Origin of the sequence: Heyndrickxia camelliae (assembly GCF_002844575.1) — a bacterium.
Classification (GTDB): Bacteria; Bacillota; Bacilli; order Bacillales; family Bacillaceae_C; genus Margalitia; species Margalitia camelliae.
The window spans coordinates 80,722-105,715 of the sequence record NZ_PIQO01000011.1 but is presented as its reverse complement, the minus strand read 5'-3'; the positions used below and the strand labels follow the sequence as shown (position 1 = coordinate 105,715).

General features: G+C 36.2%; 18 protein-coding genes and 1 other annotated feature. Of the genes, 11 read left to right on the top strand and 7 right to left on the bottom strand.

What is annotated here, in order from left to right; genetic code table 11:
* Nucleotides 1-12: 12 nt before the first annotated feature.
* Nucleotides 13-327: a thioredoxin family protein gene (locus CWO92_RS14680; RefSeq protein WP_101354965.1), complete on the top strand. Its 315-nt coding sequence runs from the start codon at nt 13-15 to the stop codon at nt 325-327.
* Between the two features lie 90 nt (nt 328-417).
* Nucleotides 418-1,212, top strand: coding sequence for a DUF1444 domain-containing protein (locus CWO92_RS14675; RefSeq protein WP_101355015.1), 795 nt, complete (start codon nt 418-420; stop codon nt 1,210-1,212).
* A gap of 79 nt (nt 1,213-1,291) precedes the next feature.
* Here CWO92_RS14675 and CWO92_RS14670 read toward each other — a convergent pair whose 3' ends face one another.
* A complete protein-coding gene (locus CWO92_RS14670) occupies nt 1,292-1,903 on the bottom strand; it encodes a YhcN/YlaJ family sporulation lipoprotein (RefSeq protein WP_165786693.1) in 612 nt (203 codons plus the stop codon).
* A 224-nt stretch (nt 1,904-2,127) separates the two neighbouring features.
* On the opposite strand from CWO92_RS14670, the gene CWO92_RS26450 reads away from it, so the two are divergent.
* Nucleotides 2,128-6,162, top strand: a complete 4,035-nt coding sequence (locus CWO92_RS26450) for a DNA translocase FtsK (protein WP_302466782.1) — start codon at nt 2,128-2,130, stop codon at nt 6,160-6,162.
* Between the two features lie 380 nt (nt 6,163-6,542).
* A complete protein-coding gene (murC, locus tag CWO92_RS14660) occupies nt 6,543-7,847 on the top strand; it encodes a UDP-N-acetylmuramate--L-alanine ligase (RefSeq protein ID WP_101354962.1) in 1,305 nt (434 codons plus the stop codon).
* A 42-nt stretch (nt 7,848-7,889) separates the two neighbouring features.
* Here murC and CWO92_RS14655 read toward each other — a convergent pair whose 3' ends face one another.
* Nucleotides 7,890-9,005, bottom strand: coding sequence for an aminopeptidase (locus tag CWO92_RS14655; protein ID WP_101354961.1), 1,116 nt, complete (start codon nt 9,003-9,005; stop codon nt 7,890-7,892).
* 395 nt (nt 9,006-9,400) lie between these two features.
* Between CWO92_RS14655 and CWO92_RS14650 the strand changes: the two genes are divergently transcribed.
* Together CWO92_RS14650 and CWO92_RS14645 are read left to right on the top strand one after the other, a co-directional pair.
* The gene (locus tag CWO92_RS14650) at nt 9,401-9,889 is read left to right on the top strand and encodes a DUF948 domain-containing protein (RefSeq protein WP_101354960.1); all 489 of its coding nucleotides are present in this window, start codon (nt 9,401-9,403) and stop codon (nt 9,887-9,889) included.
* Nucleotides 9,890-9,901: 12 nt separating this feature from the next.
* Nucleotides 9,902-10,249, top strand: coding sequence for a YtxH domain-containing protein (locus tag CWO92_RS14645; RefSeq protein ID WP_101354959.1), 348 nt, complete (start codon nt 9,902-9,904; stop codon nt 10,247-10,249).
* A 38-nt stretch (nt 10,250-10,287) separates the two neighbouring features.
* On the opposite strand, the gene CWO92_RS14640 is transcribed toward CWO92_RS14645, so the two are convergent.
* Complete coding sequence (locus CWO92_RS14640; RefSeq protein ID WP_101354958.1) at nt 10,288-12,444, bottom strand: cell division protein FtsA; 2,157 nt, start codon at nt 12,442-12,444, stop codon at nt 10,288-10,290.
* Nucleotides 12,445-12,777: 333 nt separating this feature from the next.
* Between CWO92_RS14640 and CWO92_RS14635 the strand changes: the two genes are divergently transcribed.
* The 3 genes from CWO92_RS14635 (at nt 12,778) to lepB (ending at nt 15,864) form a co-directional block, all read left to right on the top strand.
* Nucleotides 12,778-13,854, top strand: coding sequence for a bifunctional 3-deoxy-7-phosphoheptulonate synthase/chorismate mutase (locus CWO92_RS14635; RefSeq protein ID WP_101354957.1), 1,077 nt, complete (start codon nt 12,778-12,780; stop codon nt 13,852-13,854).
* Between the two features lie 215 nt (nt 13,855-14,069).
* Nucleotides 14,070-15,071: a catabolite control protein A gene (gene ccpA, locus CWO92_RS14630; protein WP_101354956.1), complete on the top strand. Its 1,002-nt coding sequence runs from the start codon at nt 14,070-14,072 to the stop codon at nt 15,069-15,071.
* Nucleotides 15,072-15,312: 241 nt separating this feature from the next.
* The gene (gene lepB / locus CWO92_RS14625) at nt 15,313-15,864 is read left to right on the top strand and encodes a signal peptidase I (protein ID WP_101354955.1); all 552 of its coding nucleotides are present in this window, start codon (nt 15,313-15,315) and stop codon (nt 15,862-15,864) included.
* A 63-nt stretch (nt 15,865-15,927) separates the two neighbouring features.
* On the opposite strand, the gene CWO92_RS14620 is transcribed toward lepB, so the two are convergent.
* From CWO92_RS14620 to CWO92_RS14610, 3 genes are all read right to left on the bottom strand, one after another.
* On the bottom strand, nt 15,928-17,085 hold the full coding sequence (locus CWO92_RS14620) for an acetoin utilization protein AcuC (protein ID WP_101354954.1): 1,158 nt from the start codon (nt 17,083-17,085) through the stop codon (nt 15,928-15,930).
* A 3-nt stretch (nt 17,086-17,088) separates the two neighbouring features.
* Nucleotides 17,089-17,727 (bottom strand): acetoin utilization AcuB family protein, encoded by a 639-nt coding sequence (locus CWO92_RS14615; protein WP_101354953.1) that lies wholly within the window; start codon nt 17,725-17,727, stop codon nt 17,089-17,091.
* Between the two features lie 84 nt (nt 17,728-17,811).
* Nucleotides 17,812-18,444, bottom strand: coding sequence for a GNAT family N-acetyltransferase (locus CWO92_RS14610; RefSeq protein ID WP_101354952.1), 633 nt, complete (start codon nt 18,442-18,444; stop codon nt 17,812-17,814).
* Between the two features lie 275 nt (nt 18,445-18,719).
* Here CWO92_RS14610 and acsA point away from each other — a divergent pair, with 275 nt between their 5' ends.
* Nucleotides 18,720-20,438: an acetate--CoA ligase gene (acsA, locus tag CWO92_RS14605; RefSeq protein ID WP_101354951.1), complete on the top strand. Its 1,719-nt coding sequence runs from the start codon at nt 18,720-18,722 to the stop codon at nt 20,436-20,438.
* Nucleotides 20,439-20,486: 48 nt separating this feature from the next.
* Here acsA and CWO92_RS14600 read toward each other — a convergent pair whose 3' ends face one another.
* Nucleotides 20,487-23,315, bottom strand: a complete 2,829-nt coding sequence (locus tag CWO92_RS14600; protein WP_101354950.1) for a transglycosylase domain-containing protein — start codon at nt 23,313-23,315, stop codon at nt 20,487-20,489.
* Between the two features lie 136 nt (nt 23,316-23,451).
* Nucleotides 23,452-23,660, top strand: a binding site (T-box leader).
* A 46-nt stretch (nt 23,661-23,706) separates the two neighbouring features.
* Between CWO92_RS14600 and tyrS the strand changes: the two genes are divergently transcribed.
* Nucleotides 23,707-24,969, top strand: coding sequence for a tyrosine--tRNA ligase (gene tyrS / locus CWO92_RS14595; protein ID WP_101354949.1), 1,263 nt, complete (start codon nt 23,707-23,709; stop codon nt 24,967-24,969).
* The last annotated feature ends 25 nt before the right edge of the window (nt 24,970-24,994 follow it).

Sequence of the window (24,994 nt, the reverse complement as noted above, 5' to 3'; positions counted from 1 at the left end):
GGAGGAAGTAAAATGGAAAAATTAATGTCTGTTGATCAATTTCATGAACTTACGAAGGAAGGAAAACATATTTTTATGTTCTCAGCGGACTGGTGTCCTGATTGTCGCTTTATAGAACCGGTATTACCTGAAATAGAAAAGGAATTTTCTGATTACACATTTGTGTATGTTGATCGTGATCAATTTATCGATCTTTGTGGGGAACTAAGTATTTTTGGAATTCCAAGCTTTCTTGCATATCAGGACGGTAAAGAGATCGGTCGTTTTGTCAGTAAAGATCGTAAAACAAAAGAGGAAATTGAAAACTTTATTAATGGTCTTAAATAGAAATAAAAAGCCTCTGTCTTTTAGATGGAGGTTTTTTCATGTAAAATGAGATAATCAAAATATTACCCAAAGGGATGATAGGTCGTGAAGATGGATACAAAAAAAATGAAGAGAGAACTTGAAAAAAGATTGCAAAAGGAAAACCGCAGTATTTACTATGATCGTGAAAAGGAAACAATTCGATTCGAAAATAAGGAAACTGGTAAGGGAATAACAGTGTCTATAGCAAATGCGGTTTCAAAATGGCATGAAGATCAAGATAAGGCTATAGATGAAGTAGTTTATTATGTGGAAGAAGCGTTAGAAGTAATGGGTACGGAGCAACAGATTTCGGGTAATGAGAGAAAAATATTCCCTGTTATTCGTTCTACTTCTTTTCCACTTGAAACAACAGATGGCAATAAATTTATAACGGATTCCCATACTGCGGAAACTCGTATTTATTATGCATTGGATTTAGGGAACACATATAGGCTGGTAGATGATGAATTATTGAAAAAAGAAGGTTGGGACAAGGAGAAAATCCACGAAATGGCCCAATTTAATCTTCGCTCGTTGTCAACTGATATGAAAAAAGATACAGTTGCAGGAAATGTATATTATTTCTTGAACACAAATGATGGATATGATGCAAGCAGAATATTAAACGAAAAGTTTTTAAAAGAAATGTCAGAGAAAGTAGAGGGAGATATGGCTGTTGCTGTTCCTCATCAAGATGTACTTATCATTTGTGACATACGCAATGACACAGGATATGATATCTTAGCCCAAATGACAATGAGCTTCTTTACGAATGGACATGTACCAATCACAGCATTGTCATTTATATATGAAAATGGAGAATTAGAACCAATATTTATCATGGCAAAGAATCGCAGAAAATAGCACGAAACTTGCTTTTTTATCAGGTATGAAAATTAAGTTAAAAGTAAAAAGGACCAGTAACAGACTGGTCCTTTTACTTTTATCGATTGTTAGGAAACACTCTTTTAATCGTATTACTCATTTGGTCGTATAATCCTCTTACCGGATGACCATTTTGTATCTCATTTCCAAAATCAGTTACACGATTATAAAAATCAGGGTTTGTTGTCACATATACATTATCGATGGTATTGTCTGCTTTTCTGACCTCATTGGCAATCTTGTTCTCAAATGTTTTTGGTAATTCTTTTCTAGAGCGGTCGTTTAGTAAAACTGCCACATATGCATTGTTCCCTGTAACAAGGACATTAGCATTACGAACTTCTTTTAAATTAGATACACGCTGCGCGGCATCTTTTGCAATTCTGTAATTGCTGCGATCATTATTGTTGTAATTTACATCAGTTCCAAGATTGTTATCTCGGTTAACTCCCATATTGTTATCACGGTCGCGGTAGTTTACATTTGCTCCAGGGCCTAGGTTATCGGTATAACTTACCCGATCTAAATTGTTGTTATTATCAGTGTTCGTGTTTGGATTATAACGAACAGGACTTACATTATTTTTCCCTCTGTCGGCATTATTATTGGTACATCCTAATAATAATCCTGAAGCAAGACCAAGAGTTAATACTGTCTTAACGAATTTCAACCTTATCTCCTCCTTTATTTCGTGAATCCTTATTAATTTCCCAAACATAAATGATTTTCATTCTGCTAATTATTGTTAGCAAAGGCAGTAAATTTACTTATTTTGTCTAGTGTAAAAGAAAATACCTCGAAATTTCACTATATCTCTGTATAATGAATAATATAGGATTTTTTAAACATTTCCTTATGAATTTAAAAAGGTTTAACAATAGAAAGAGTGATAACATGGGTTGGTTTAAAAACTTGAAGAAAATATTTGGAAATAATGAAAGTGAAGAATATGAAGAATATGAGGATTATGGAAATTCAGAGTCAGAACGACGTGAACCTATAAATGGACAAATGGAAACAAAGGTTACCTATCAATATCCAAAAGGAAACTTTCGCTTTCCATTACGTGTGGAAGAGAAAAGTAACATTTCGACTCAGACAAGCGCTTCCAAAATACAAGAGAATAATAAACAACATTATCATCAAAATCGACAGTCAAGTTCCATAACGAAAAATCATCCAAACGTGGATAAACCAACAGAAAGAAGCTTTAATAAAACGGTTGAAATATCCACACCTCTTGAACAACGTCAAACGGTACAAACAAAAATACAGCCAAAAATAAAGCAGCCTTTTCGACCAACAGAGATTCCATCACCTGTATATGGTTTTCGTCGTCCGCCAAGAAGGAATACCTTAAATAGTAAGAATCAAACTAATGATATACACAAACAGGAAGACAAGGATCTGCAACTGCATTCAGACCACAAGAGTATACCAACGAGGACAGATGAGGTAAAGACCGATAATTCTGCACTGAAGAAAAAGATTCCAATGAAATTAGACAAGGAAGACCAAAAAGCACTACATGAAATCGAAGATTTGCTGATAAATTCCGAAGAGGAAGTTTCATTACAAAAAGAATTATGGGATGCTAGAAATTTACATACAGTTGAGCAAAGTGATTTAGAAACAGCTTTTCCGAATAGTATGAATCAAACAGAGATAGACGAACAAGAAGCAGAGGATCAATACCTCTCGGAGCAAAGGCATAAAAAGGAAGTTCATACGAACCAACTGGGAACAATGCTCGAAGAACGACAAGAATTACAAGAAATAATTTCTCAAAATATCAATCAAAACCAATCAAATATAGAAACAGAAATTCCCGTGGAGCAAAGGGACCCAGTGGTTGGGGAAACTAAGGAACCACAAGAAATCACAGACCGAAATATTGGTCAAAAGGAATCAAGAATAGAAGAGGAAATGATCGTAGAGCAGAGGGACTCAGTGGTTGAAGAACCTCAGGAATCACAAGAAGTCAGCCAAAATATTGATCAAAGGGATTCAAGAATAGAAGAGGAAATGATCGCAGAGCAGAAGGATTCAGTGGTTGAAGAACCTCAGGAATCACAAGAAGTGAGCCAAAATCTTGATCAAAGGGAATCAAGAAGAATAGAAGAGGAAATGATTGCAGAGCAGAGGGACTTAGTGGTAGAGGAACCTCAGGAATCACAAGAAGTGAGCCAAAATCTTAATCAAAGGGAATCAAGAATAGAAGAGGAAATGATTGCAGAGCAGAAGGTTTCAGTGGTTGAAGAACCTCAGGAATCACAAGAAGTCAGCCAAAATATTGATCAAAGGGAATCAAGAATAGAAGAGGAAATGATCTCAGAGCAGAGGGACTCAGTGGTAGAGGAACATCAGGAATCACAAGAAGTCAGCCAAAATCTTAATCAAAGGGGATCAAGAATAGAAGAGGAAATGATTGCAGAGCAGAAGGTTTCAGTGGTTGAAGAACCTCAGGAATCACAAGAAGTCAGCCAAAATCTTAATCAAAGGGAATCAAGAATAGAAGAGGAAATGATCTCAGAGCAGAGGGACTCAGTGGTAGAGGAACATCAGGAATCACAAGAAGTCAGCCAAAATCTTAATCAAAGGGGATCAAGAATAGAAGAGGAAATGATTGCAGAGCAGAAGGTTTCAGTGGTTGAAGAACCTCAGGAATCACAAGAAGTCAGCCAAAATCTTAATCAAAGGGAATCAAGAATAGAAGAGGAAATGATCTCAGAGCAGAGGGACTCAGTGGTAGAGGAACATCAGGAATCACAAGAAGTCAGCCAAAATCTTAATCAAAGGGGATCAAGAATAGAAGAGGAAATGATTGCAGAGCAGAAGGATTCAGTGGTTGAAGAACCTCAGGAATCACAAGAAGTCAGCCAAAATCTTAATCAAAGGGAATCAAGAATAGAAGAGGAAATGATTGCAGAGCAGAGGGACTCAGTGGTAGAGGAACATCAGGAATCACAAGAAGTCAGCCAAAATCTTGATCAAAGGGAATCAAGAATAGATGGGGAAATACTTACAGAGCTAATTGACCAAGCAGTAGAGGGTTCAGAAATCTTAAATCCGAATCAAACAGACAAAACAAACGAAGCAGAACAGCCGATTATAGAGCAATCGGAATCAGAAGAAGAAATTCCGTCACATCCTCTGATAAATGAAACAGCTGAAATAAGTCCGCATTTACTAGATGAAAATGAAATACAAAATAAAGAAGATCATTCAGAAATACCGGAAGATAAAAATGAAAATGGGATGTATACAGAATTTAAATCTGATTCAATAAATGACCCACAAGATATAGAAGCAGAAAATGTTGAAAATGACGAAGAAATGAATCTTAAGTCAAGTCAAGCACCAGTTCGCACGCATATTCCGTTTAATGTCATTATGTTAAAAAAGGACCGAGAAAAAATAGAGAAAAAACAAGCGGTAGCAGAGGTTCAAACAGCTCAAAAGCAAACAGCTGTTACAGTGAACACAGAGGAATATGTGGAAGAGGATTATGTCTTTCCCGGAATTCAGTTATTAAATCCGCCTGTTCATGAAGAAATGGATAAAGATTGGCTGAATCGTCAAAGTGAGCTCCTGGATGACACACTTTTAAGTTTTAATGTTCGTGCAAGGGTTGTAAATGTTAGTCAAGGTCCATCGGTTACAAGGTTTGAAGTTCAGCCAGAGCCAGGTGTTAAAGTAAATAAAATTACTAATTTAAGTGATGATATTAAATTAAGTCTTGCTGCAAAGGATATTCGCATGGAAGCACCAATTCCAGGTAAGCATACAATTGGTATTGAACTTCCAAATGCAAAGAGTAGACCTGTATATATTAGTGAAATTATTTCCAGCGAAATATTTGAAAAAAGTGAGTCACCTCTAACGGCGGTACTCGGATTAGATATTTCAGGAAGTCCGGTTATTACAGACTTAAGAAAGATGCCTCATGGATTAATTGCAGGGGCGACTGGTTCTGGAAAAAGTGTATGCATTAATTCTATTCTCATTAGCTTGCTATATAAATCAACACCGGATCAGTTAAAACTATTATTAATTGACCCAAAAATGGTGGAGCTTGCACCATATAATAATATTCCTCATTTGGTAAGTCCTGTTATAACAGATGTAAAAGCAGCAACTGCAGCTCTAAAATGGGCTGTAGAAGAAATGGAAAGAAGATATGAACTCTTTGCACATACAGGTGTCAGAGAAATTGGGCGATATAATGAAATGGCAGAAGAAAACAGGCAATTTAATCAAAAACTTCCGTTTATTGTTATTGTTATCGATGAGTTAGCAGATTTAATGATGATGGCACCTGCAGATGTTGAGGAAGCGATTTGTCGTATAGCTCAAAAAGCCAGAGCCTGTGGTATTCACTTAATAATTGCAACCCAACGTCCATCGGTTGACGTCATTACAGGGTTAATAAAAGCAAATGTTCCAACTAGAATTGCTTTTTCTGTGTCTTCTCAAGTAGATTCCAGAACGATTATTGATATAAGCGGCGCCGAGAAGCTGTTAGGAAGAGGTGATATGCTCTTTTTAGGTAATGGAACCTCTAAACCAATTCGCCTGCAAGGAACATATGTCTCTGATGAGGAGATTGATCAGGTAGTGGCCCATGTACGAGCAGAAAGAAAGCCGGATTATTTATTTGAGCAAGAGGAACTTTTGAAAAAAGCCATTATTCAAGATGAGGAAGATGAAATTTTTCACGATGTATGTGAATTTGTAATGGAGCAAGGGGCCGCATCTACATCCCTCATACAAAGAAATTTTAGGATTGGTTATAATCGTGCCGCTCGATTAATGGAGATGATGGAGCAGCAAGGGATTATTTCAGAGGCAAAGGGCAGTAAACCAAGGGATATCTTAATGTCCCGAGAGGAATACGATATTCTCACAGGAGCGACAGAAACCAATTAAGACCAGATTAGAAGAGAGCTAATAAAGGAATTAGCTCCTTTTTTTACATATACACATGAAAAATTTGTGATTATAAGATATATCTATATTAGTTTGGGAAAGATAACTTATATATCCTCCTAAGACCAATTGAAATCCTAAGCTCCAACTTCATTTTTTGAAATTTTGTAGTTCGAATTTCACTTGGTGAAATTTGTAGTTCCAATTTCACTTGGTCACCCAATATAAAAAGTGCTATAATAATTGAGTATGTTTTTTCGTGAACAAAGACATTTAGACAATAATGACTTACATACTATAGAAAATGGCAAGTTTTTTCTTCGCAAAAAATAGTCTTTGTCATATACTGCATACATATAGACATTGTTGGAGGTTCTATTATGACTGTATACCATTTCGTAGGCATTAAGGGTTCCGGAATGAGTTCTTTAGCACAAATACTGCACGATACGGGTTATGAAGTGCAAGGATCAGATGTTGAAAAATATTTTTTTACCCAGAAAGCCTTAGAAGACTCAGGTATAAAAATATTGCCCTTCCAGCGTGAAAATATTCAGCCTGGTATGACGGTAATAGCAGGTAATGCTTTTCCTGATACACATGAAGAAATTGAAGAGGCATTTAATAAAGGAATTCCGGTTATTCGTTACCATAAATTTTTAGGGGAATTCATGCACCAATATACAAGTATTGCGGTTACTGGTGCACATGGAAAAACGGGGACGACTGGGTTGTTAGCTCACGTCATGAAAAATGTAAGACCTACATCCTATCTAATTGGTGATGGTACAGGTAGTGGTGTGAAAAATGCTGAGTACTTTGTTTTTGAAGCATGTGAGTATAGAAGGCATTTTCTTTCCTACTTTCCTGATTACGCCATTATGACCAATATTGACTTTGATCATCCAGATTATTTTGCTAATATTGATGATGTTTTTTCTGCTTTTCAGGAGTTAGCTCTGCAGGTCAAAAAAGGAATATTTGCTTATGGCGATGATGAGCAGCTACAAAAAATACAAGCAAAAGTTCCTGTCCTTTTTTATGGGTTTGGAGAAGAAAATGATTTTCAAGCAAGAAATATTGTAAAAGAAACAACAGGGACAAAGTTTGATGTGCACGTGAGAAATAATTATTATGCTACCTTCGAAATTCCTTCTTATGGAGATCATAATGTATTAAATGCATTGTCCGTAATCGCCATTTGCCATTATGAAGGAATTGATACGGACGCTATTCAACAGCATATTAAATCTTTCCAAGGAGTCAAACGTCGTTTTACAGAAAAACAAATTGGCTCACAAATTATCATTGATGATTATGCCCATCATCCTACTGAAATAAAAGCAACTGTTGATGCTGCTAGACAAAAATATCCTGACCGCAATATTGTTGCTGTTTTTCAGCCACATACATTTACGAGAACACAAACTTTTTTAAATGAATTTGCTGAAAGCTTAAGTCAAGCAGATGATGTTTTTTTATGTGAGATTTTTGGGTCTGCTAGAGAGAATCACGGTAAATTATCGATTGAAGATTTACAAGAAAAAATAGAAGGTTCCAAAATTCTTTCAGAAGAAGACACATCTCCTTTATTGGAACTTGCTAATAGTGTAATTCTATTTATGGGTGCGGGAGATATTCAAAAGTTTCAAAAGGCATATGAGAATTTATTACAATCAAAATAATGCATGAAAGAAGACTGCTAAAAATAGCAGTCTTCTTTTTACTTATTTCAAATTTTCAGGATTTAAACATTCTAATTCAGGAATGACAAACAGGCCATCTTTTCGAATTAATACATCATCAAAGTAAATTTCACCCCCTCCATATTCAGGACGTTGGATTAAGACCATATCCCAATGAATATTAGAATCATTTCCGTTTGGTGCTACATCATAGCATTGGCCAGGAGTGAAATGAATGCTACCAGCAATTTTTTCATCAAATAATATGTCTTGCATTGGGTGTAAGATAAATGGATTAACACCAATTGCGAACTCTCCTACATATCTCGCACCTTCATCCGTATCGAAAATTTTGTTAATTCGTTCCGTATCATTTGATGTTGCCTCTACAATTTTTCCATCCTTAAATGTTAATTTCACATTTTCAAAGGTAAAGCCTTGGTAAGGGGATGGTGTATTATAAGTAATGGTGCCATTTACAGAGTTTCGCACTGGTGCTGTATAAACCTCTCCATCTGGTATATTTAGGCGACCAGCACACTTAATAGCGGGAATATCTTTGATAGAAAAAGTTAAATCGGTCCCTGGGCTTACCAAGCGCACTCTATCCGTTTTATTCATTAATTCCACTAAGGAATCCATCGCTTTATCCATTTTGCTGTAGTCTAAATTACATACGTCGAAATAAAAGTTTTCAAAAGCTTCAGTACTCATTTTGGCTAATTGTGCCATGGCAGAGTTCGGATAACGAAGAACAACCCATTTTGTTTTCGGTACTCGAATTTCTCTATGTACTTTTTTCCCGACTGTATTTCCTTCTATTTTCATTTTTTCGTCCGGTACATCTGCATGTTCGTTTATATTATCACCGGATCGAAGACCGATATAAGCATCCATGTTCTTCATAACATTTGCTTCAAATTCAGCCTTCATTTCGAACTGTTCCTGTACTGCGCCCATTAGTAGGGCACGATCAACTTGTTGGTCCTTCAATGATACAAAAGGATATCCGCCTGCTGCATATGCTTCTTTGACAAGCTCAACCACTAATTCACGCTGCAAACCAAAGTTCTCAATTAGTACTTTTTCTCCTGGCTGTAATTGAACAGAATAATTAATTAGGTTTTTTGCCAGTTTCTCAATGCGTGGATCTTTCACGTTGAATTCCCCCAATAAAAAATTTTACATACAACTATATTTTAACCCAAAATAATAGAAGCTGTTTAATTAACGGCTCTTTTCTAAAACTTTATTGCGTTTGTAAAGGGGAATTTTAATATATTCCCAATATCTTAAGATTCTTTCTAAAAGAAGAATTCCCGAAGGAAAGTCTAATTTAGAATTTTTAGTGCAATTACATAAAGCCACAATCTAACGAAACAGCTAATTAGTAGTCTAAATAATTTAATATTTGGCGAAAGCGCACGAATATGAGAAAATAGAAGAAAAAGGGTATCTCGAATTAGGACGTTTGTGTAACAAAAACGTATGAAATAAAATATGTTTAGTTTGTCCATAATTGGGGAAATGTTTAGGTAAATGGAGGTTTGCAGATGATTATTATTCTTTATTTAAGTGTTGCACTAATCGCAGTGGCATTTCTAATTCTGGTTATTAGTCTTACGAAAACATTGAAATCCATGAAAATAACAATGGACAGAGTTTCAAAGACAATGGAGGATCTAGAAGGTCAACTACAAGGAATTACATCGGAAACTACGTTATTATTACATAAGACAAATGAATTGGCAGAAGACATACAAAATAAGTCTGAAAAATTGAATACTGTTGTATATGCTGTTCAAGATATCGGCACCACTATTAAGGAATTTAATGGTTCAATTAGAAAAGTTTCCTCTAATCTTTCCACACAAGTGGTTCATAATCAAGATAAAATTGCACAAGTACTGCAATGGGGGTCCGTATTAAAAGAGTTAAAAGATAAGTGGATGGAGAAAAAGGAAAGAAAAAAAGAGCCGGTTACCTTTGATGAACAAGCAGATGTAGAATTAAGGGAAGTTAAAAGAGTAAGAAGTGAATAGGAGGAAAAGTTTATGGAAAAAACAGAAATGAACAGAAGCGAAGCCCGTGAAAAATTAGATACAAAGACTTTTTTAGTAGGAGCTATCATTGGAGGAGTTGTTGGCGCTGCAACGGCATTATTGCTCACTCCAAAATCAGGAAAGGAAATTCGCAGTGATCTAACCAGTCAAGTAGATACTTTGAAAAACAAAAGCAATCAGTTAAAAGCCATTGCTACGGAAAAAGGAAATGAACTTATTGCTGCCACCAAGGAAAAGTCAACTCAACTTCGAGATTTAACGATTGATAAGGGAAGTAGTCTTGCGGAAACAGTAAAAGAAAAGTCAAAAATCATTGTGGATAAAGGATTAAAGCAATAGAATAAAGTAAAAAAAGTAGAGGTCAAGCCTCTACTTTTTTAGTGAAATACTGTATCCCAAACGATTTCTAACTTATCCCCGTTAGATACGGCTTCATAGAAGGTCGTTTCCACACCATTTTTTAATAGATGAAATTTCCCCGAGCTTTCTTTCGGAATATCTATTTCTACATGTCGAAAGATATCTTGGAAAATAAAAGATTCCATTTCGATTTCTTTTGTTTCAATTTCATCACCATGTGAAATAATATCTGTTTCCGAAAGTTTTGACTCATTGCGATACCATTCCACTCTTGGTTTTTTCATTATTATTTTTTCTCCATTGAAAAAAACACTTAGTTCATAGTACAGTGGTATATTTTTAATGTCTGCAAGCTGTTTAATAGTGCACTGTGTACTCGAGATGACTTGAATATGATCGTTATCTTGGAAGGATTGCGATAGCTTTGCTGATTTTTCATTTAATAATAGTTTACCAGAAAAAGCGAGTAAAAATGTTTCCTTGCCATTTAAGCGAATTCTAAATGGTTGTAAATCAGAGATAAGATGTTCTTGATTTGTTGCCTTGAAAAGTTCTTCTATTGTACTTGGAAACTTAATTTCCAGTTCATCACGATCTTCAAGTAACTCATCCCAAGTCGCTATTTTCCCATTCTTTTTTATTAATGTTTTGATTTCATATTTTTTGTCATTTATAAACACAACTTTTGACTGAATGTCATCCATCATTTGTTGTATGGTTATTTGCGGTGACCCACCATCCATTCCTTTTAAAGCAATAATTTCGTCCCCGTTTTGGACGGGCTCATCCAGTCCGCAGACAAGCCCATTCTTCTTAATAATAGGCGGAAGTCCATGATCCCCAGGAAGAGTAATTTGCTGTCCATTCATTTGTACCATGATGGCCATACCAGGTTTCCCATGTAGAGAGCTTACTTTTATACCGGACGCTAATAAGCAATCTCCAATAGTGAGCTGTTTTACCTCAAATAAACGGACAGGTTGATCGTTAACATAGACTGTAACATAATGAACCGGCGTTTGTTTCGCAGCAATAGCAATTCCGATTGGTGTAATAAATTCTGGCCCTTTTGGAATATCTTCTGAAAAATGCAATCCTTGAATAGCACTTGAATCACGAATGGCAACGCGATTTTCCGGCAACTGTAAACAATTTGCTAATTTTTTTGGCAATTCAGGAGTGAGGCTCCCTCCACCAACCAGCATAATTGCTTTTGGTGACCTTCCGTTATTTAATTGCATAATTTCTTTTGAGATCGCATCAGCAAGTCGGTCAATTGCGTATTCAATTTGACTGACTACATCACTTCGGTCCACTTCTGTTTCAAAACCTAAAATGTCTTGCACTAGAATCGTGTTACGTTCTAACAAATCTCTCTTTGCTTTCTCAGCGAGAGGAAAATCAAGAAGTAATTGATCGCTAATTGCCTCTGTAATTTCATCTCCAGCTATTGGAACCATTCCATATGCAGTGACCGTACCTGATTCTGTTATGGCAATATCAGATGTTCCAGCACCTATATCTACCAAAGCGACATTAAGCCTTCTCATAGATGTTGGAATTAGCACATTAATCGCAGCAATTGGTTCAAGAGTCAAAGCATCCATCTCCAAATCCGCACGATGGAGAGCAGAAATTAATGATTCCACAACAACTCTTGGAAGAAATGTAGCGATAATTTCTACAGTTGCTTCATCTCCCTGCTGGTCTATTAAATTACCAATCTCTTCTCCGTCCAATTGATATTGAAAGACGGAATATCCAACACAATAATAGTTTTTGCTTTTCTCGATTGAATTTTTTTCAGCGGCAATTGCTTGCGCCTTTTGAACTGCATTAAGTTCAAGATGTAATACATCTTCCTTTGTAATCATTGGCTTGCCTTTGATTGCTATGGATGCACATGCCTTTTCCGTTTTTAAAGCACGACCGGCTGCAGCTACACAAACTTTTTTTAAAGGTCCATGTTTTTGCTCCATTTCTTCTTTTACTTCCCGAATGATCTTGGAAACGGCTACGACATCATGAATTTGTCCGTCCAACATGGCTCTTTCAATATGTTCTTTTACAAGTATATCAGCGACATTGTATTGCTTATTTTCTTCTTCCAAGATAATTCCGACAACTGAACGTGTACCAATATCCAATGCAAATATTTTCTTTTTTTCGTCCATTATGATACACCTTCTTATTTAAAATTCATAAAATACTTTAATACTTAAAAGCGTTTAATTGTTAAAGAAATTTTTAGTGACATTTTTATAACAATGGATTATAATGATTCCTAATATATGTTTATGAGTTAAAGTATCTTTCTATCTTAAAATGTAACATATCGACCGGATTTTTTAAACTGAATTGGGAACCGGGTATTAATGGAGCATTTTTGATAGAAATATAGGAGATTGTTTTTTGTCTCTTTAAGCACTATGGATAAAAAAGTTTCACAAGGCCATTTTACTAATCAATTTTCAAAAAAAGTTTTATGAAAAGAAGGGATGTTGGCAATGGGGAATCAAGAACTAAATGAGCTACGAAAACAAGTGGAAGATGTAAACTTAAGACTTTTAGAGTTAATTAATGAAAGAGGTCGTTTGGTTCAGGAAATTGGACGAGTTAAAGAGTCTCAGGGTGTTAACCGTTTCGATCCTGTTCGGGAACGAGATATGCTGAATATCATCAAACAATATAATGACGGCCCTTTTGAAAATGCCACCATCGAACATATTTTTAAAGAAATCTTTAAAGCTGGGTTAGATCTTCAACAAGAGAATCACCAAAAAGCTTTACTTGTTTCACGTAAAAAACAGCCAGAAAATACAATCGTTTCACTGAAGGGAGAAACAGTTGGCGATGGTAAGCCGCATTTCGTATTTGGACCATGTGCGGTTGAATCCTATGAACAAGTTGCTGAGGTAGCAAAATCTGTTAGGGCAAAAGGTCTAAAACTTCTAAGAGGGGGAGCATATAAGCCGCGAACTTCTCCATATGATTTCCAAGGATTGGGTTTGGAAGGCTTGAAAATTTTGAAGCAAATTGCAGATGAATTTGATTTAGCCGTAATCAGTGAGATCGTAACACCAGCGGATATTGAGAAAGCTGTTGACTATATTGATGTTATCCAAATTGGTGCACGTAATATGCAAAACTTTGAATTGTTAAAAGCTGCAGGTTCCATAAATAAACCGGTTCTACTAAAAAGAGGGCTTGCTGCAACCATTGATGAGTTTATCAACGCAGCAGAATATATAATGTCACAAGGAAACGGACAAATCATTCTTTGTGAACGAGGTATTCGTACTTATGAAAGGGCTACTCGTAATACGTTAGACATCACAGCAGTGCCGATTTTAAAACAAGAAACACATCTTCCTGTTTTTGTCGATGTGACTCATTCTACAGGAAGAAGAGATTTGTTACTGCCTGCTGCAAAAGCAGCTTTAGCGATTGGTGCTGATGGTGTAATGGCAGAGGTGCATCCTGATCCAGCAGTTGCTCTTTCTGATGCTGCACAACAAATGGACATTCCACAATTTGATAAATTTTATCAAGAATTGCTTGCTTCACAACCTGTAAGAGTCTAACCCCCGGTAACCCGAGGGTTTTTCATTTTTTAGAAAATATAAAAATGAGCGTTACTTTGTCAAAATTGTGTAATTCGTTGCAGTATAGAAGCATGTGTCGTATGATTATTCTGAGCCATAGTTTTTTCATACATATAATATTGCTAAAATGAAGAGAAATGGAAAATACTAATAAAAATAGTATATAGAAGTTGTAAAAATTGGAGTGAGGAAAAATGAATATTACTATATACGATGTTGCTAGAGAGGCCAATGTTTCGATGGCAACTGTTTCCAGAGTAGTGAATGGAAATCCAAATGTAAAACCTGCAACTAGAAAAAAAGTATTGGAAGTTATTGAAAGACTTGGGTACAGACCAAACGCTGTTGCACGTGGATTGGCAAGTAAGAAGACTACAACAGTTGGGGTTATTATCCCGGATATTTCCAATATCTTTTTTGCAGAATTAGCCCGCGGTATTGAAGATATTGCAACGATGTATAAATATAATATTATCTTAAGTAATTCTGATCAAAATAAAGAAAAGGAACTTCATTTACTAAATACTATGCTTGGAAAACAAGTGGATGGTATTGTGTTCATGGGTGGCAATATTACAGAAGAGCATGTAGCAGAATTCGAACGTTCACCTGTGCCAATTGTTCTGGCAGGATCCATTGAGCCTTTCCGTAAGATTCCTTCTGTTAATATTGATTATAAGCAAGCTGCATATGATGCCATTAACGAATTCATTGAAAGAGGGCATAGAAATATTGCCATCCTAATTGGACCTCTTCATGATCCAATTAATAAAGAATTAAAACTAGAGGGGTATAAAGAAGCTCTTGAGAATGCAGGTATTCCATATAATGAAGATTTAGTCATAGAGGGTGATTATACCTATGACTCTGGAATCGAGGCATGGCAGAAATTACATGAGCAACAAATAAAGCCAACAGCCATTTTTGCTGGAAATGACGAAATGGCACTAGGAGTTGTTCATGGTGCTCAGGATGATGGCATCGTCATTCCTGAACAACTAGAAGTTATTACATCTGATAATACTCGATTAGCATTAATGGTTCGGCCGCAGCTGACTTCGGTTATCCAGCCATTGTATGATATCGGGGCAGTAGCCATGAGACTATTAACAAAATATATGAACAAAGAAAAGGTAACAGAAAATATTGTAATTCTTCCACATAGAATAGAGCATCGAAGTTCAACAAAAGAATAAAAGTAATTCGATTCCCATATGGAATAGGCCAAATACTTTTGGAATCCATTTTATTTTTATGTGGTAAAACTTTTAACAAATTAGAAATAACCAACGCAGACAAGGCATGTGTTGGTTATTTTACCATTTGATACGCATTACTATTTCTGTTACCCTGTTAATATATATGTTTTCATAACATATATATTAGTATAATTGTTTTTTTGCGATGCTTGGAAGAATTTAAAAGGATGGTAATAAAATGAAGAATAACACAAAAAAAGAAGTATTTTCATGGATTAAATCAATATTATTTGCAGCTATTATTGTTTTTGTCTGCAGATACTTTATTTTTGTACCATCTATTGTTGTAGGGCAATCCATGATGCCAAATCTTCAAGATGGAAACAGAATTATCGTTAGTAAATTAAGTAAAATTGAACGATTTGATGAGATTGTCTTTCATGCACCAGATGCGGATGAGGATTATGTAAAAAGAGTTATTGGACTGCCCGGGGATAAGGTTGAAATGAAAAATGATGTTTTGTATATTAATGGTAAGGCGTATAATGAACCATATCTAAAACAATATAAATCTGCGCTTCCTCCCATGCAAAAATTAACAGGCGATTTTTCTCTTCAGGATCCACCAACGAATGCTAAGGTTGTTCCAAAAGGATATTTATTCGTATTAGGAGATAACCGCAAAATAAGTAAGGATAGTCGTATATTTGGATTTGTTCCAGAGAAATCGGTTGTAGGAAAAGTGAAAATTCGCTTCTGGCCACTAAATGAAATTGATTATTTTAAATAGAACTAAAAAACAAGACCAGTTTAGGTCTTGTTTTTTTATGAGTTTAGGCAAATACAAAAGTTTTTATCCATTCCTTCTAATCATGTGCAGTGCTCTTTCAAGTGTTTGTTTATTCTTTTCAGTTATCTCATTTTTTCTTGGAATCGGTTCATACATGTTTTCAGGATCATCCCATGTTGATATTAATGGAACACGTGCTTTTGGCTGCCATTTTTCTAGCCATGCCTGTGGAATGGTGCGCTCAATATTCGTGTTGTTGGTCATCTCGAGCCATAATAGCGACCAGGCTCTTGGAACAACGCGCCAAATGTCGTATCCGCCTCCTCCAACTGCAATCCATTTACCATTACAATGCTTATGTGCTAACTCATGGGCAAGTTTTGGTATCTCACGGTAAATACTCATGGTTGCAGATAAATGGGTGAGCGGATCATAGTAGTGAGCATCTGCACCATTTTGGGTTAGAATGATATCTGGTTTAAAATACTCTGCAATCTCTTTTACAGCAGTTGTATAACACTCTAACCATGATTCATCTTCTGTAAAAGCATCTAGCGGGATATTAAAGGAATAACCATAACCCTTCCCAGTTCCCCATTCATTAACGTGACCAGTTCCCGGGAATAAATATCTGCCTGTTTCATGGATAGAAACGGTGCAAATATTTTCATCATCGTAGAAAGACCATTGAACTCCGTCTCCATGATGCGCATCTGTATCAATATATAAAACTCTAGCATTATATTTTTCTTGTAAGTATTTAAGTGCAACGGAACAATCATTATAGATACAAAATCCGGATGCTTTTCCGCGGAATCCATGATGCAGTCCGCCTCCTAAATGGAGTGCGTGGGAGTATCTTCCGGACATAACTTCATCAACTGCGCTTAATGTACCTCCGACAGATAATGCGCTTGCGTGATGCATATTTTGAAATATAGGGGTATCTTCTGTACCTAATCCAAAGCTTTCGGCTACTTCATTTGTTAACTGAAAACGGCCTGCGCTTTTTACAGCTTCTACGTAAGATGGCTCATGATTTAATAAAAGCTCTTCATCTGTAGCGACACGAGGTGCAATAATGTCTGATTTTGAAATTGCCTTGATTTCTGACAATAAATCTAAGGTTAGTTTGATGCGCATCTGGTTGAAAGGATGATTATCGGAAAAACGGTATGAAAGAAGTTCATTAGAATAAATAAATACGGCATCTCTTTTCATTGTTTAGACTCCTGGTAAGTTCGGCCAAAGTACATGGTGACCATTTTCCTTTAGGTTTTCAATTACTTTAATAGGGTTCATTGTCCTTATACGTAATACAATAATCTTTGAGGCAGAATCAGTCTTATCAGGATAAACAAGAACACTATGGATATTAACATTATTTTTTCGCAAAATACCTGCTACTTCATATAAAATACCAGTCCTATTTGGCACTTTTACTTCAATTTGTGATCCAGGTTGATTTGCACCTGTTAACTCCACCAATGTATGGAGCAAATCTGTACTAGTTATGATCCCAACCAGTTTCTGTTCGCGTAGAATCGGCATGCAACCAATTTTGTGCTCATAAAATATTCCAGCAACCTCTTCTACAAAATCCAATGGATGGCCGGTAATGATATTTGTTTTCATATAGTCTTTTATGGGAGCATCACTAGTCATTTCGGTTTTCCTATGTAGTAAGGAGGGAGCTGCATTCTTAATATCACGTTCTGTAATTAAACCTATTAATTCCTTTTTATCATTAATAATAGGAATATGTCGGATTTTCTTTTGTCCCATTAAAAGAATGGCTGTTTCTAAAGAATCGCTAGGAGTTAGTGTTGTAATTTCCGTTTTCATTATTTCTTCCACGATCATTTTACTCAACTCCTTATACTAGTAGAATAAAAATGGAAATCGACACTTTAATCAAGGATTAGTTGACTGTAAAGAACCTAAAGATTAGTACATAAAACGATTTTTGAATCTAATGCGGTCAAATTGCTGAACGGAATCTTGGTCTACATTTTTACCTATTTTCACCATCAGGCAGTTAGCAGGGTGTGAGCATATCTCTGGATCATCAGTTGCAAACCATTCTAATCCTCCTGCTTTCATCATCTTTTCCATCACTTTTCGATATTCCCAAACATTAAGTCCTGTTCCTTTTAAATCCCAGTGCCAATAATACTCCGTTGTAATCGTGATATAATTTTCCATATAATCATCCATCATAGACACTCTTAATAAATTTTTTCCAACAGATGCTCCTCTATATTTAGGAATTACTTCTATTGCACCTAATTCTATTAAGTTGTTCATTTTTCCTTCTGACCAGCGTTCTAGTGGGTCAGGATGAAGGAAGGTAACATAGCCTACAATGGTATCATGATTTCTGGCAATAATAATTCTCCCCTCAGGTAAATCTGCAATTTCAATTAGTGCTTTGTGCTGTAGGGCAGGGGGGCGAAAAGCGACTAAATCTTGATGGAATTCTAAACTTGCAAGCTGCTTAGAAGGAATTGGCCCTTCAATTACTAGATTTCCTTGTGTAGTTTTCAGCTCCATTGCATTATATGTTTTTTTGTGTTCCATTTAGTCCCCACCTGTCAAATAGTTATTTAGAATTAAACATAGTTATTATAATTATTCGCCTAGTTAAGCGTTTTCAATGGTGTAAACCCTCTTTATTATAACATTTTCTCCCTTGTGGAGAACCCTAAAAAAATTGAGATTTCCAAAACTTTATATTATAATAATTGTGTGAATATTATTTACTAAAATGTTCAAGGATATTGATAGATTACTTGACAGAAGTGAAAAATCTTGAATATTGAACTTTCTTATTCTTGAAAAAAGGGGATGTAATCATGAAAGTGGAAGCGTTACCAGCAATTAAGGGAACCTATAATCTTCAAGACTATGAAGAAACTTACAAAACCTTTGATTGGAAGGAAACTGAAAAGTCTTTTTCATGGTCTCAAACAGGCAAGGTAAATATGGCATACGAAGCGATAGACCGTCATGCGGAATCGTTTCGCAAAAACAAGATAGCACTATATTATAGAAATGATTCAAGAAAAGAAAAGTATACATTCAAGGAAATGAAAGAATTAACAAATAAAGCGGGAAATGTGTTAAAAACATTTGGTGATGTTGAAAAAGGGGATAGGGTTTTTATTTTTATGCCAAGATCACCTGAATTTTATTTTGCAGCACTAGGAGCCATCAAGCTTGGAGCTATTGTCGGTCCTCTGTTCGAGGCATTTATGGAAGGAGCAGTTAAGGACCGTCTGGAAGATAGTGAAGCAAAGGTATTAGTTACTACGCCAGATTTATTATATCGTGTTCCTGTCGACCAATTGCCTGCCTTAAAAACTATTTTTATTGTAGGATCAAATGTACAAGAAGATGGGAAATTTGTCGACTTCTTAAAACATATGGATGAAGCTTCATCAAGTTTGGAAATGGAGTGGGTCGACAGAAATGACGGATTAATCCTTCATTACACTTCAGGTTCTACTGGTAAGCCGAAAGGTGTGCTTCATGTCCATAATGCAATGATTCAACATTATCAAACGGCAAAATGGGTGCTTGATTTACAAGAAGAGGACATTTATTGGTGTACAGCAGATCCAGGCTGGGTGACAGGTACCTCTTACGGAATGTTCGGTCCATGGTTAACAGGTACATCCAATGTTATTATTGGAGGTCGTTTTAGTCCGGATGCTTGGTATAAAACAATTGAGGAATTTGGTGTAACAGTATGGTATAGTGCTCCGACTTCCTTTAGGATGTTAATGGGTGCCGGTGATGAAGTGATCAAGAAATATAATCTTTCCACTCTCCGTCATATTTTGAGCGTAGGTGAGCCGCTTAATCCAGAAGTTATTCGCTGGGGGCTTAAGGTGTTTAATCATCGTATCCATGACACATGGTGGATGACGGAAACAGGGGCGCATTTAATTTGTAACTACCCTAGCATGGATATTAAGCCAGGTTCAATGGGAAAACCGATTCCTGGTGTAGAAGCAGCGATTGTAGATGACCAAGGAAATGTTCTTCCTCCAAATCGAATGGGCAACCTTGCTATTAAACGTGGCTGGCCATCTATGATGCATACCATTTGGAACAATCAAGCAAAATATGATTCCTACTTCTTTCCAAATGGCTGGTATGTTTCTGGAGATTCCGCTTATATGGACGAAGATGGATATTTCTGGTTCCAGGGTCGTGTAGACGATGTGATCATGACTGCTGGAGAAAGGGTAGGTCCGTTTGAAGTGGAAAGCAAATTATTAGAGCATCCTGCTGTAGCAGAAGCAGGGGTAATTGGTAAGCCAGACCCTGTACGCGGTGAGATCATTAAAGCTTTCGTAGCATTAATGGATGGATATGAAGAATCAGATGAACTGAAAGAAGATATCCGCCAATTTGTTAAAAAGGGATTTGCAGCTCATGCTGCTCCTAGAGAAATAGAATTTCGCGACAAGCTTCCGAAAACGCGGAGCGGTAAAATAATGCGTCGTGTATTAAAAGCTTGGGAGCTTGATCTGCCTGTAGGTGATTTATCTACGATGGAGGATTAAATAGAGGAAGCCCGCAGTTATGCAATGCGGGCTTTTTTCTGTGAATCATCAGTGATTTAATCCATCATTAATATCTACATTGTCTTCTTCTTTCTTATTTTCATCCGTTTTTTCTCCACTTTTTTGATGTTCCTTTGGAGGTTCAATCTTCATTTGAATAAAATTGGAATGAATAGACTCATTTCCTGCAACATCTACTGCCACAACGTATACATTTTCATTATTTGAATAATAGGTAAGGTTGGATCCACTTTTCATCGATGCTAAATGAATACCGTCTTTGCTATATACCCGGTAACCTACAACATCTGTGCTAGGTGACTCATTCCATTTAATTTGGTGTCCTTTTATAGTTACCTTTACAGGTAATGGCGGTTTTCCATCATCCGTTATTTTATCATCCGGTACCAATACTTTACTCCAAAGTGGATTATTTGGAATCAATTTTTGCAAATCTTTGATTTGATTCCCTCCGATGACTTTTATAAAATCAGGATTGAATAAAAATCCAGAACCAGTAAATTCGGCCGGGGTTGAATCTAATGCCAAGTAATTTCTGCCTTTAATCGTCACATATTTTCCTGTGATCAAGCTATTATCCACTTTTTGAGGAGTGAACTTTATATTAAATAAATCTGTTTTAACAAGGCCGGCATCCGCGCATAATTGGGATGGAAGATTTCCTGAAATAGCGCAATAGGATTTTCTTTGAATACCACTAGGCATGCTGAAATATTTTTTGGGAGCAACTATACTTGGTTTTGCATCATATGCTGCATTTATTAGCTTACTCCATATTTGCAAATTTCTTAAACTGTAGTTAGGATAATTGGAATCCCTTAAATCACTAGGTGTATCATAGCCTATCCATGTTCCAAAAGTGACATTTGGATTAGTGGCAACAAACCATGCATCCTTCCAATCCTGTGTAGTTCCCGTTTTTCCAGCCCAATCTGCAGAAAATTTAAGCATTCCTTTTACAGATGCCGCAGTTCCGTAACCCAGTACATCACGCATCATATCGATAGTTAAATAAGATGTTTGCGGGCTAAAAACTTGTTCCGGTTTGGTTTTATGCTGATAGATTGTTTTTCCATTTTTATCGACAATTTTATCGATTAAATAGGCATCTACAAATTTCCCTCCATTCGCAAATGTTGCATATGCATTGACATTTTCCTCCACGGTAACTCCATTGGTAATGCCTCCAAGAGATAATGCCGGATTATAGTAGTCTCCATCAGTTAGAGATGTAAATCCCATTTTTTTTAAATAATTTGCAGGTCGCATAGCGATAATGTTTAAATAGGCTTTTGCAGCGGAAATATTGTAGGAGTGCGCAAGGGCTTGTCTTGCAGTTACAAGTCCATATTCTTTCCCGAATGTATAATTTTCTGGGCTCCACTTCTTCCCCCCTGATGTGATTGAAAACCTGGTATCTGCTATCATACTTCCTGGTGAAATTTTTCCCAGTTCAAGAGCTGGCCCATATACTAATAAAGGTTTCATCGTTGACCCGTTTGGCCGTTTCCCTTGTGTAGCATGATTTAATTGTTCTAGTTTAAAGTCACGCCCTCCAACAAAGCTTAATATTTTTCCTGTGCGATTTTCGATCAACATGGCACCAATTTGTACAGGTTCAATTCTACTTTTTTCTTCTCCTGTCTTTGGATCTGTATAGGTTACCGTATTAATCGGCCCGTATCCATGAAATTCATTTTTTGCTTTTTGCATTTTATCATAGATATCTTTCATAACAGTAGTATGAATTTTATATCCATTCTGGCGGATATTTCGGTTTGCCAAGGTTATATATTTTTCATTTAATGCTTTATTTTTTTGTAAATTCACTTCTGAATAGCCGTCTTTTTTTGCCAAAATCGTTGCAATAATATCAATGGCTCTTCTTTCAATCTCGTCCACCAACCAAGGGTATTTTTCCCGAGGATTTTTTTGCGGTGAGATGAAATCCTTTTGGATATTATACTGAAGTGCAGCTTTATATTCCTTATCGGTTATATACCCATTATCATGCATTCTTTTTAATACCGTCTTCATCCGATTAATACCTGGCTGTAAATTTTTCTTTACGGTACCTTGATTGGTAAAAGGTGTATAACCAAACGGACTTTGTGGTAAACCGGCAATGAAGGCAGATTGCGGAAGATTTAAATCCTTTGCGTCTACTCCGAATATCCCCTTCGCCGCTGTTTGCACACCAGCAATGTTTTGCCCCGTTGAATTACGGCCAAAGGTTGTGTTATTTAAATAAGCATCGAGTATTTGATTTTTTGTGAAAAACTTTTCTAATCGAAGGGCTAACAATAACTCTTTCGCTTTTCGATCAAAAGAAACCTCATTTGTTAAAATTTGATTTTTAATGATTTGTTGTGTCAGAGTGCTTCCCCCGGTTTGGTTAGAAGAATTGGTCAGTTCTTGAAAGATAGCACGCAATAACGCCTTTGGCACAATTCCATTATGCTCATAAAAATATTCATCTTCCGTTGCAATAATACCGTTTTTTAAATAATCAGAAACTTTATCGACGGATACTTCCTCTCGCTCTAAATCGGTCCTCATCTTACCAAGATATACATTGTTGGCAAAGTAAAGCTTGGTTGTTTGATTCTCATCCGTAATATCTTTTTTCATTTCTGCATAAGTCCGAACGGGCTCGTCTTTTACCAAAGATGCAAAATAGCCAGCACCTACCCCTCCAGCAAAAGCTAGGCCAATACTTGCGATAATAATGAATATAAGAACTAAATTCCAAATAACCCCATAAGTAATCCGTGATCCTTTTTGTAGCTTTTCATTATGAAAAAGCGCAAAAATCCTTTCAACATAAATCTTTGCCTTATTCCAATTTTCTCTCATCATATCCCCCCAAAATCCACCTCATTATAGCATATATACAGTTATTGAACTGATGAAATCAGAAATTTTATCTTTTTGTTGACATTCTTTTCTTAGTATGTTTAAAATGTAATAAGTTTTATTATAAATTTTATCATAAAATGCTATGAAGGAATAAAGTAGTATCTCTATCCCTGTTCTTAGAGAGTCGGTGGTTGGTGTGAACCGGCACACATAGAGAGGATGAATTACATTCTGGAGCTTTTGCTGTGAACATTAGTAGCAGCAAACGGTGGATTCCGTTAAATCATTAAGTGGAGAATGTTTTTCTCAAGTTGGGTGGTACCGCGATATTTCGTCCCTTCGTTATATAACGAAGGGGCTTTTTATTTTTAAAGGAGTGATTATTAAAATGAATTTATTAGAAGATTTACAATGGCGGGGAATTATTTACCAGCAAACAGACGAAGAGGGATTAGAAAAAACATTAAATGAAAATAAAATATCTCTGTATTGTGGGATTGACCCTACTGCTGATAGTATGCATATTGGACATTTGCTTCCATATCTAACATTACGCCGCTTTCAACAGGCTGGTCACCGTCCAATTATTCTTGTAGGTGGTGCAACAGGGTTAATTGGGGATCCGAGCGGAAAAAAAGAAGAGAGAAAACTGTTAACCATTGAAAATGTGCAAGAAAATGTAAATGGTCTTATGAAACAGCTTAAGCAAATATTTCAATTTGAAGGTGAAAATGCCGCTGTATTGACTAACAACTATGATTGGGCAGGAACAATGAATTTAGTCACTTTCCTACGTGATTATGGAAAATACGTCGGTGTGAATTACATGCTTGCGAAAGATACTATCTCATCCAGATTAGAAACCGGAATATCTTATACAGAATTCACTTACACTATTCTGCAAGCTATCGACTTTTTACATCTGTATCAAAACTATGAATGCAAACTGCAAATTGGCGGAAGTGATCAATGGGGCAATATCACAACAGGATTAGAACTAATCCGTAAAGTGGAAGAGGAAGGGGCAAAAGCATATGGCTTAACGATTCCACTTGTAACGAAGGCGGATGGAACAAAATTTGGAAAAACGGAAAGTGGTACAATTTGGTTAGATCCTGAGAAAACAAGTCCGTATGAATTCTATCAATTCTGGATTAATACTGCAGATGCTGATGTTGTTAAATACTTAAAATACTTTACTTTCTTATCCCGTGAAGATATCGAAGCATTAGCAAAATCTGTAGAAGAAGAGCCGCATCTTCGCAAGGCTCAAAAAACATTAGCAGAAGAAATGACTCGCCTAATTCATGGTGAAGCTGCATTGCAGCAGGCATTGAAAATCACGGATGCGCTTTTCAGCGGGGATATCAAGAATTTAACTTCTGCAGAAATCAAACAAGGCTTTAAAGATGTTCCTTCCTTTGATCTTTCAAAAGATAACGAATTAAATCTTGTCGATTTATTAGTGGAGGCAAAAATTGTTCCTTCTAAACGTCAAGCAAGGGAAGATATTCAAAATGGTGCGATTTATATTAATGGGGATCGCAATACAGAAGTAAGCTATGTATTAGCTGAAAGCGACCGTATTGATGGCGAATTTACGGTTATCCGTAAAGGAAAAAAGAAATACTTTTTAATCCGCTTTATTTAATAGAAAAACCAGCAGAGGAAAATTC

Excerpts from the sequence above, each read along its gene's own strand:
- CWO92_RS14615 (WP_101354953.1), bottom strand. The coding sequence starts at position 17,727 with ATGATCGTGGAAGAAATAATGAAAACGGAAATTACAACACTAACTCCT.
- CWO92_RS14650 (WP_101354960.1), top strand. The coding sequence starts at position 9,401 with ATGATTATTATTCTTTATTTAAGTGTTGCACTAATCGCAGTGGCATTT.
- CWO92_RS26450 (WP_302466782.1), top strand. The coding sequence starts at position 2,128 with ATGGGTTGGTTTAAAAACTTGAAGAAAATATTTGGAAATAATGAAAGT.
- CWO92_RS14600 (WP_101354950.1), bottom strand. The coding sequence starts at position 23,315 with ATGAGAGAAAATTGGAATAAGGCAAAGATTTATGTTGAAAGGATTTTT.
- ccpA (WP_101354956.1), top strand. The coding sequence starts at position 14,070 with ATGAATATTACTATATACGATGTTGCTAGAGAGGCCAATGTTTCGATG.
- CWO92_RS14640 (WP_101354958.1), bottom strand. The coding sequence starts at position 12,444 with ATGGACGAAAAAAAGAAAATATTTGCATTGGATATTGGTACACGTTCA.
- CWO92_RS14680 (WP_101354965.1), top strand. The coding sequence starts at position 13 with ATGGAAAAATTAATGTCTGTTGATCAATTTCATGAACTTACGAAGGAA.
- murC (WP_101354962.1), top strand. The coding sequence starts at position 6,543 with ATGACTGTATACCATTTCGTAGGCATTAAGGGTTCCGGAATGAGTTCT.
- CWO92_RS14635 (WP_101354957.1), top strand. The coding sequence starts at position 12,778 with ATGGGGAATCAAGAACTAAATGAGCTACGAAAACAAGTGGAAGATGTA.
- CWO92_RS14620 (WP_101354954.1), bottom strand. The coding sequence starts at position 17,085 with ATGAAAAGAGATGCCGTATTTATTTATTCTAATGAACTTCTTTCATAC.
- CWO92_RS14675 (WP_101355015.1), top strand. The coding sequence starts at position 418 with ATGGATACAAAAAAAATGAAGAGAGAACTTGAAAAAAGATTGCAAAAG.
- acsA (WP_101354951.1), top strand. The coding sequence starts at position 18,720 with ATGAAAGTGGAAGCGTTACCAGCAATTAAGGGAACCTATAATCTTCAA.
- tyrS (WP_101354949.1), top strand. The coding sequence starts at position 23,707 with ATGAATTTATTAGAAGATTTACAATGGCGGGGAATTATTTACCAGCAA.
- CWO92_RS14610 (WP_101354952.1), bottom strand. The coding sequence starts at position 18,444 with ATGGAACACAAAAAAACATATAATGCAATGGAGCTGAAAACTACACAA.
- lepB (WP_101354955.1), top strand. The coding sequence starts at position 15,313 with ATGAAGAATAACACAAAAAAAGAAGTATTTTCATGGATTAAATCAATA.
- CWO92_RS14645 (WP_101354959.1), top strand. The coding sequence starts at position 9,902 with ATGGAAAAAACAGAAATGAACAGAAGCGAAGCCCGTGAAAAATTAGAT.